The sequence below is a fragment of the Thermodesulfobacteriota bacterium genome (genome assembly GCA_040758155.1).
Lineage (GTDB): Bacteria > Desulfobacterota > Deferrimicrobia > Deferrimicrobiales > Deferrimicrobiaceae > UBA2219.
This window is the reverse complement of the sequence record JBFLWB010000068.1, coordinates 1-7,943: the sequence shown is the minus strand read 5'-3', so window position 1 is coordinate 7,943 and position 7,943 is coordinate 1. Positions and strand designations below refer to the sequence as shown.

Here is a 7,943-nt window from a genome sequence, read left to right as displayed (position 1 = left end):
CGCGAGGGAGAAGTTCGGGTTCGTCGCGCGGACGCCGTTCGAGGAAGGGCTGCGGAGGACGATCGACTGGTACGAGCACGCCCGCCGGGCACGGATGAAGTAGCGGCGGCAGGCGCAATATCCATCGGAGGGAGTCGGGAATGAAAAGGGTCCTGGTCACCGGCGGCGCGGGCTTCATCGGATCGCACCTCTGCGAGCGGCTGCTCGCGCGAGGGGACGAGGTCCTGTGCGTCGACAACTTCTTCACCTCCCGCCGCCAGAACATCCGGCACCTCATCGGCAACCCGATGTTCGAGTTCATGCGCCACGACATCACCTGGCCGCTGTACGTCGAGGTGGACCAGATCTACAACCTTGCCTGCCCCGCCTCGCCGGTCCACTATCAGTTCGACCCGGTGCAGACGACCAAGACCTGCGTCCACGGCGCGATCAACATGCTGGGCCTCGCCAAGCGGCTGAAGGTGAAGATCCTGCAGTCCTCCACCTCCGAGGTGTACGGCGATCCGACCGAGCATCCGCAAAGGGAATCGTACTGGGGGAACGTGAACCCGATCGGCGTGCGGGCCTGCTACGACGAGGCGAAGCGCTGCGCCGAGACCCTCTTCTTCGACTATCATCGCCAGCACAAGCTCCAGATCCGCGTCATCCGGATCTTCAACACGTACGGTCCCCGGATGCACCCCAACGACGGCCGGGTCGTTTCGAACTTTATCGTCCAGGCGCTCAAGGGGGAGCCGATCACGATGTACGGGACGGGTAGCCAGACCCGCTCCTTCTGCTATGTGGATGACCTCGTCACGGGGATGATGGCAATGATGGACCAGGACGAGATGGTCGGCCCCGTGAACCTTGGAAACCCGGGCGAGTTCACCATCCTGGAGCTGGCGAACATGGTCAAGGAGCTGACCGGCTCGAAGTCCGAGATCGTCTTCCAGCCGCTTCCCCAGGACGACCCCGTCCGCCGCAGGCCCGACATCACTCTCGCCAGGACCAAGCTCGGCTGGGCGCCGACCATCCCGCTGCGGGACGGGCTGATCCCAACGATCCAATATTTCCGTGAGCTGCTGGCGTCCGGATAAAATCCGGGGGGAATTCCCCCCCGGATCGGAAACCGGACGTCAGAACCGCAGAACGGGGACGTTCCTTAGAACTTCCGCAAAAGAGGGACAGACGTCAGAACCGGGACGTTCATGAAAACGCAAAACTGTTAGGTGAAGGCAGTCGGTTTGATTTATTAGTTCATTCCAGCGTTCTTCATGAACGTCCCGGTTTTCCCCTCTACATCTCTGTCCCGGTTCTGCGGAAGTTCTCAGGAACGTCCCCGTTCTGCGCCTCCCGGCCCGGAATCTGCACGTCTGTCCCCCAACTGCCAAAGGAGGACAGGCCATGAAAAAGAAAGCGCTGCTGGTCGGCATCAACAATTACCCGGATCCGAGAGACGCGCTGAAAGGATGCCTCAACGACGTGCGGCGGATGGAGGAGACGCTCCGGGGGGAGTACGGCTTCGCGGGCAAGGAGGACATCCGGGTGCTCACCGACTCCGCGGCGACGACGGGCGCGATCCTGGACGGTCTTTCGTGGCTCTCGGCGGGGGCGAAGCCCGGCGATTCCCTCGTATTTCATTACTCGGGGCACGGCTCCCAGGTGCCGGACCGGAGCGGCGACGAGACCACCGACGGGATGGACGAGATCCTTTGCCCCTACGACGTCGATTGGGAGCGCCCGCTCACCGACGACGACCTCGCCGCGGCATGCGGCGGCATTCCGAGAGGCGCCCTCCTCACCGTGATCCTCGATTGCTGCCATTCCGGCACCGGCCTTCGCGGGCCCTCCTTTTCGTGCACACCCGCGCGTCCCGGCGCCCCCTCGCGCCCGCGCTACATGCCGTGTCCCGCCGGCCTTCCCCGCCCCGCCCGCCGCTTCGCCCGCCGATCCGCCCGTCGCTTCGGCGTGTCGCTCACCAAGGGAAACGCGGTCCTGCTCGCCGCCTGCCGGGAAGACCAGACGGCGGCCGACGCGCTCATCCGCGACGCATATTACGGCGCCCACACGTTCTATCTCTGCCGGGCGCTGCGCGACGCCGACTGGGTCACCACGTACCGGTTCCTTGCGGCGTCCATGGGCGTCCTGATCTCGAAAGACGGTTTCGACCAGGTGCCTCAGCTCGAGGGGCCTTCCCGCCTGCTGGCCTCCCGGTTCCTGGAGCCCGTCCCAAAGGTCCGTGACGGTAGAGAGTCCGCGATGCGCATCGGGCGGCCCCTGCCGTGCCGGTAAAGCGACTGCCGGCCACGCGGGCGAGAGAAGTTCCGGCGTTCGTCCTGAAAAAGTGCCGTCTTGACCGATCTTGGCGCATCATGGAGGAATGGAAAATGAGCTCGACATGTAACCGCTGACCGGGCGGCCCGACCCGCCCGGCCTGATCGGAAAGGAGCCAGGGTGATGCCGGTCCTCGCTGCGTGTCTCGGCTATCCGCGCATCGGAATCGGGCGGGAACTCAAGAAGGCGCTGGAAGGGCACTGGGCGGGGAAGACCACCGCTGCAGAGCTGCAGTCCGCGGCCGCCGCGCTGCGCCGCCGGCACTGGACGGCGATGAAGGAGGCGGGACTCGACCATATCCCCTGCAACGACTTTTCGCTGTACGACCACATGCTCGACATGGCGGTCGCCGTCGGGGCCGTTCCCGGGCGCTACCGGTGCGTCCAGGACCCGCAGGCCCGCTATTTCGCGATGGCGCGGGGGCTCCAGGACCGCGGGGCGAACATCGACCTTCCCGCCCTCGACATGACGAAGTGGTTCGACACGAACTACCACTACATCGTCCCCGAGATGGAGCCGGGCCTGTCGTTTCGCCTGGACACTTCGAAGATCCTCTCCGAGATGGAGGAGGCGCGCTCCCTCGGGATCGATCCGCGGCCGGTGGTCCCCGGACCGGTGACCTTCCTGATGCTGTCAAGGTACGCGCCGGGCTCGCCGGGGCCGCGGGTCCCGCTCGACCGGCTCGACGCGCTTTTGCCCGTATACGAGGAGCTGCTCGGCGCGCTGGCCGCGAAAAGTGTGGGATGGATCCAGCTCGACGAGCCGTGCCTGGCGCTCGATCTCGACGAGGCCGCCGCGGATGCGTACCGCCGCGCGCTGCCCCGCCTGGCCGCCTGCGCACGCCGCCCGCGGCTGATGATCGCGACCTACTTCGGGTCCGTGGCGCACAACCTCCCGCTGCTGGCGGGATCGGGGTGCGACGGCATCCACGTGGACCTCGTCCGGGCGCCCGAGCAGCTCGACGCCGTCCTGGAGGCGCTCCCCGCCGGATGCTCGCTGTCGCTGGGCGTGGTGGACGGCCGCAACATCTGGCGCACCGACCTCGACGCCGCGCATTCCCTTATACGCCGCGCCGTGCATGCCGTCGGGGAGGGCCGCCTGCTCGTGGCCCCTTCGTGCTCGCTGCTCCACGTTCCGATCGACCTGGCTGCCGAACACGGGCTCGATCCGGAGCTGCGGAGCTGGATGGCCTTCGCCGCCCAGAAGATTGCGGAGGTGCGGGCGCTGGCGGATGCCGCGGGCGCCGACGTCCCCGCCGGCCCGCTGTTCGCCGAATCGCGCGCCGCGATCGCCGCGCGCCGCTCCTCCCCCCGGACCCGCGACCCGGAAGTGCGGGCGAGGACCTCCTCCGTGGACGAGTCGATGCTGCGCCGCCCCGGGGCGCTCCGGCAGCGGATCGCCGGCCAGCGGACGCGCTTCGGCCTCCCTCTCCTCCCGACGACCTCGATCGGCTCCTTCCCGCAGACCGCCGAGATCCGCGAGGCCCGCTCGAAACGACGGAAGGGGCTGATGTCGAAGGAGGAGTACGAGGAATTCCTCCGCGGCGAGATCCGCAGGTGCGTCGCCCTGCAGGAAAAGCTGGGGATGGACGCCCTGGTCCACGGGGAGTTCGAGCGCAACGACATGGTCGAATTCTTCGGGGAGCAGCTCGCAGGGTATGCGTTCACGGAGAACGGGTGGGTGCAGAGCTTCGGCTCCCGGTGCGTGAAGCCGCCCGTGCTTTTCGGCGACGTGAAGCGGCGGCACCCCATGACGGTGGAATGGTCCCGCTTCGCCCAGTCGCTGACGCGCCGCCCCATGAAGGGGATCCTCACCGGCCCGGTCACGATGCTGCAGTGGTCGTTCGTCCGGGACGACCAGCCCCGCGGCGAGACGTGCCGGCAGATCGCGCTCGCCCTGCGCGACGAGGTGGCCGACCTGGAGGCCGCGGGCATCGGCATGATCCAGGTCGACGAGCCCGCCATCCGGGAGGGGCTGCCGCTGCGCCGCGCGGACATGCCGCGGTACCTGCGCTGGGCGGTCAACGCGTTCCGCCTGGCGACGGGAGGCGTCCGCGACGAGACGCAGGTCCACACGCATTTCTGCTACTCCGAGTTCGGGGATATCCTCGATTCCATAGTGGAAATGGACGCGGACGTCATGTCCATAGAGTCCTCCCGCTCAGGGATGGAGCTGCTCTCGAACTTCCGCCTGGGGCGGATCCCGGGCGACGTCGGCCCCGGCGTCTACGACATCCATTCCCCGCGCGTGCCGTCCTGCGAGGAGATCGAGACGCTGCTGACGAAGGCGGCCGAGGTGATCCCGCCCGAGCGGCTCTGGGTGAATCCCGACTGCGGGCTCAAGACGCGGGGCTGGCCGGAGGTCGAAGCGTCGCTCGCCAACATGGTCGAGGCCGCGCGGCGCGTCCGGGCGCGGATCGGGTCCGGCTGACGGGCCGCTTGCCCATATTCGCCGGTTCCGATAGTATCCCCATCCGGGGGGACGCTTGGAACCGAAGTGGTACCTGGTCAAGACGAAGGCCCTGAACGAAAACCGGGTGTTCACCCGGCTGACCGGCGCCGGTTACGATGTCCTTTTCCCGAAATTCCGCAAGAAGTCGCGCCGCTACAAGGATGTCCTCGATGTCCGCCCCCTCTTCCCGACCTACCTGTTCGTCCGCTTCCGGGGCGATGAGCTGAAGACCATCAAGTACACGCACGGCGTGGCCCGGGTCATCTGCTTCGGCATCGATCCCCATGAGGTGGGGGAGGAGATCATCGTCGCGATCCGGGAGCGGATGGATCCCGAGGGATTCGTCAAGCTCGAGCCCAGGAAGATCGACCTGTCGCCCGGCCAGAAGGTCAAGATCGGGGAAGGCCCCTTCGCGGGGCTGGATGCCATTTTCCTCGAGGAGCTGCCTGACCGCGAGCGCGTGGTGCTGCTGCTCGACGCCGTATCCAGCTACAAGCTGACGATCGGGAAGAACGACCTCGAGACGTAGGTCCGCCCCATTCGAAACCCCCCAAAAAAACAGAGAGATTATCTCCCGGAGGTTGGTATCATCTATTGAGCTGTCGCGTCCGGTGAAAATCTCCCTGTCCGCGAAGCGGGGATCGTGCCCGGCTCCCCGTATGGGCGGTAGCCTGCGAACTGGTGGTAAACTGGGCCGCATAATTCCGCGTAAAGGACCGCTTGCTTGCGCCAACTGAGGAACGTTCCGACCCTTCGGTCCCTGGTCCGGCAGGTCTGTCCCCGTTCTGCGGAAGTTCTGATGCTCAGGAACGTCCCGGTTCTGCCGGTTCTGCTCGTTCCCGTTCTTCTCTTTCTCCTCCTGTCGCTGCCCTCGACTGTTTCCGCCGCGGAACCGTTCGGCTCCGGCTCCGGCGTGGCGCTGTCCCAGTCGCAGGCGCTGTCGCAGCCGCAATCGCCGTTCCGGCCGCAGGCGATCCCGCCCGGCCTCACGCCCGAGCAGGCGGACGCGGCGAGGGAGCTCGTCGGGTCCGATCCCGAGGCGAAGAAGGCGCTGGAGGAGATCCTCCGGAAGCGGGCGGAAGAAGCAGAAGCGGACGCGGCGACAAGGGAGCTGGCGCCGGGGAAGCCCGACGCCGGGACGGCCGCGCGGGCCGGGCGGGCCGTGGGGGAACCGCGCCACGACTGGACGAAGTCCCCCTACGTCGGCGGGCTGTTCGGCGGGCGGCTCACGGCGGCGGAGCGGGAGACCGTCGTCCATTTCGGGCACGACCTGTCGGCGGCCCCGGACGGCCCGGCGGCGGCGCTGGAGAACATGCCCGTCGCACCCGGATATGTCGTGGGGCCGGGCGACGAGATCGTGGTGAGGATGTGGGGGCGCGTGGAGGGGACCCAGCGCATGGTGGTCGACCGCGACGGGAAGATCTTCTTCCCGAAGCTCGGCACCCTCTCCGTGGCCGGCATGACGTTCGAGCAGGTGAAGGCGCTCCTGAAGGAGAAGGTCTCGACCATCGCCGAGGTCAGCTCGGACGTCGGCCTGGGACGGATGAAGGGGATCCGCGTCTCCGTGACCGGCGAGGTCCGCTTCCCGGGGTGGTACAACATCAGCTCCCTCCACACGGCGCTCCAGGTGCTGGCGGCGGCGGGGCAGGTCAAGGACATCGGGTCGCTGCGCCGGATCCGGATCGTGCGCGGCGGGAAGACGGCGGAGGAGATCGACCTGTACGACTTCCTCCTCAAGGGCGACGCCCGGTCGGACATCCGGCTGCTGCAGGGCGACGTCGTGTTCGTCCCGGTGGTGGGGAAGCTGGCGGCCGTCGTCGGAGAGGTCCGCAGACCTGCCATCTACGAGATGAAGGAGGAGAAGTCGCTCCTCGAGCTGGTGAAGCTGGCGGGGGGGTTCACGCCCGCGGCGTACAAGCGCCGGGTCCAGGTGGAGCGGCTGGAGGGAAACGTCGCGCGCGTGGTGCTCGACGCCGACGCCGACGCGCTGGAGAAAAGCGGCGGCGGGCTGGAGATCGCCGACGGCGACCTGGTGCGCGTCTTCCCGATCGTCCTGGCCGACGGGAACGCGGTCACGCTCGAGGGGAACGTGCGCCGTCCCGGCAGGTACGAGCTGAAGCGCGGGATGACGGTCGGGTCTCTCCTCAAGGACGAGAGGGAGTTCCTGCCCGAGACATTTTTCGATTACGCGCTGATCGTCCGCCGGATGCCGCCCGACCTGCGCAAGGAGGTCGTGCCGGTCAACCTTCGGGAGATCGTCCTGGAGCGCAAGCCCGGCGCGGATGTGGCGCTGGCGCCCCGCGACACGCTGCGCGTCTTCCGCAGGAGCGATTTCAAGGACGCGCCGAAGGCGTCCATTTCGGGTGAGGTCCGGCTGACGAGGAAGGGGCTGCTGCAGACGCTGGGGCTCGACAACCAGGTCCGGCAGATGCTCCGCGCCGATGAGGACTGGCGGAAGCAGCCCGTGGAAACGGATTCCGGGGGTGAAGGCGCCCTTCGCGGGGACGGAATCCCGGGATCCGGAGCCGGGCAGGCCGTCCTGCCGGGGAATGACGCCGACGGCGCCGCCCACCGGGAGAGGGAGCTGCGCGAGGCGGCCCTTCGGGAAAGGGAGCTCCGGGATGCGGATCGGCGCGGGACGGAGACCCGTTCCGGGGATGCACGCACCGGTGACGCGCGCGACATGGGCGCCCGGGACGGGGGAGCCCGCGATACGTCGATCCGGGAAAGGGAGATCCGGAAGGCGGAAACGGTCGGCGTGGATCCCCGCGAGTCGATGCCCCGCGCTTTCGACCGGCGCGACCCCGACGCCCCTGTGGCGACGTCGCCCTACGAGAAGGAGGCGCTCACCTTCGAGATCCACGGCGGGACCCGCGTGGCCGACCTCGTGAAGATGGCGGGGGGGCTGACCCGCCTCGCCTGGCTCGAGCGCGCCGAGATCCTGCGCGTGGACGACGAGCGCAACTACCGGACGATCTACTTCCACCTGGGCAGGGCGATCGCCGGCGATCCGGAGGAGAACAAGCTGCTGGAGAACGAGGACCAGGTCCGCATCCACTCGGTCAACGAGAAGGCGTACCGGAAGGCGGCGGCCGTCTCCGGCGAGGTGAACCGGCCGGGCGACTTCGTCCTGACGGAGGGGATGAAGCTGTCGGACCTGCTGTTCAAGGCGGGCG

5 protein-coding genes are annotated in these 7,943 nt (G+C 67.8%); all 5 read left to right on the top strand.

The features are described from left to right. Nucleotides 1–140 precede the first annotated feature (140 nt). Complete coding sequence (locus AB1346_04140; protein MEW6719622.1) at nucleotides 141–1,079, top strand: UDP-glucuronic acid decarboxylase family protein; 939 nt, start codon at nucleotides 141–143, stop codon at nucleotides 1,077–1,079. 307 nt (nucleotides 1,080–1,386) lie between these two features. After that, nucleotides 1,387–2,274 carry a caspase family protein gene (locus AB1346_04135; GenBank protein ID MEW6719621.1) on the top strand — a complete coding sequence of 296 codons (888 nt, stop codon included), beginning with the start codon at nucleotides 1,387–1,389 and terminating at the stop codon, nucleotides 2,272–2,274. A gap of 165 nt (nucleotides 2,275–2,439) precedes the next feature. Beyond that, the gene (gene metE / locus AB1346_04130; protein ID MEW6719620.1) at nucleotides 2,440–4,746 is read left to right on the top strand and encodes a 5-methyltetrahydropteroyltriglutamate--homocysteine S-methyltransferase; all 2,307 of its coding nucleotides are present in this window, start codon (nucleotides 2,440–2,442) and stop codon (nucleotides 4,744–4,746) included. 55 nt (nucleotides 4,747–4,801) lie between these two features. Next, nucleotides 4,802–5,296, top strand: a complete 495-nt coding sequence (locus tag AB1346_04125; protein ID MEW6719619.1) for a transcription termination/antitermination NusG family protein — start codon at nucleotides 4,802–4,804, stop codon at nucleotides 5,294–5,296. Nucleotides 5,297–5,566: 270 nt separating this feature from the next. Next, the coding region (locus AB1346_04120; GenBank protein ID MEW6719618.1) for an SLBB domain-containing protein at nucleotides 5,567–7,943 on the top strand (2,377 nt) is incomplete at its 3' end.

Excerpts from the sequence above, each read along its gene's own strand:
- AB1346_04135 (MEW6719621.1), top strand. The coding sequence starts at position 1,387 with ATGAAAAAGAAAGCGCTGCTGGTCGGCATCAACAATTACCCGGATCCG.
- metE (MEW6719620.1), top strand. The coding sequence starts at position 2,440 with ATGCCGGTCCTCGCTGCGTGTCTCGGCTATCCGCGCATCGGAATCGGG.
- AB1346_04140 (MEW6719622.1), top strand. The coding sequence starts at position 141 with ATGAAAAGGGTCCTGGTCACCGGCGGCGCGGGCTTCATCGGATCGCAC.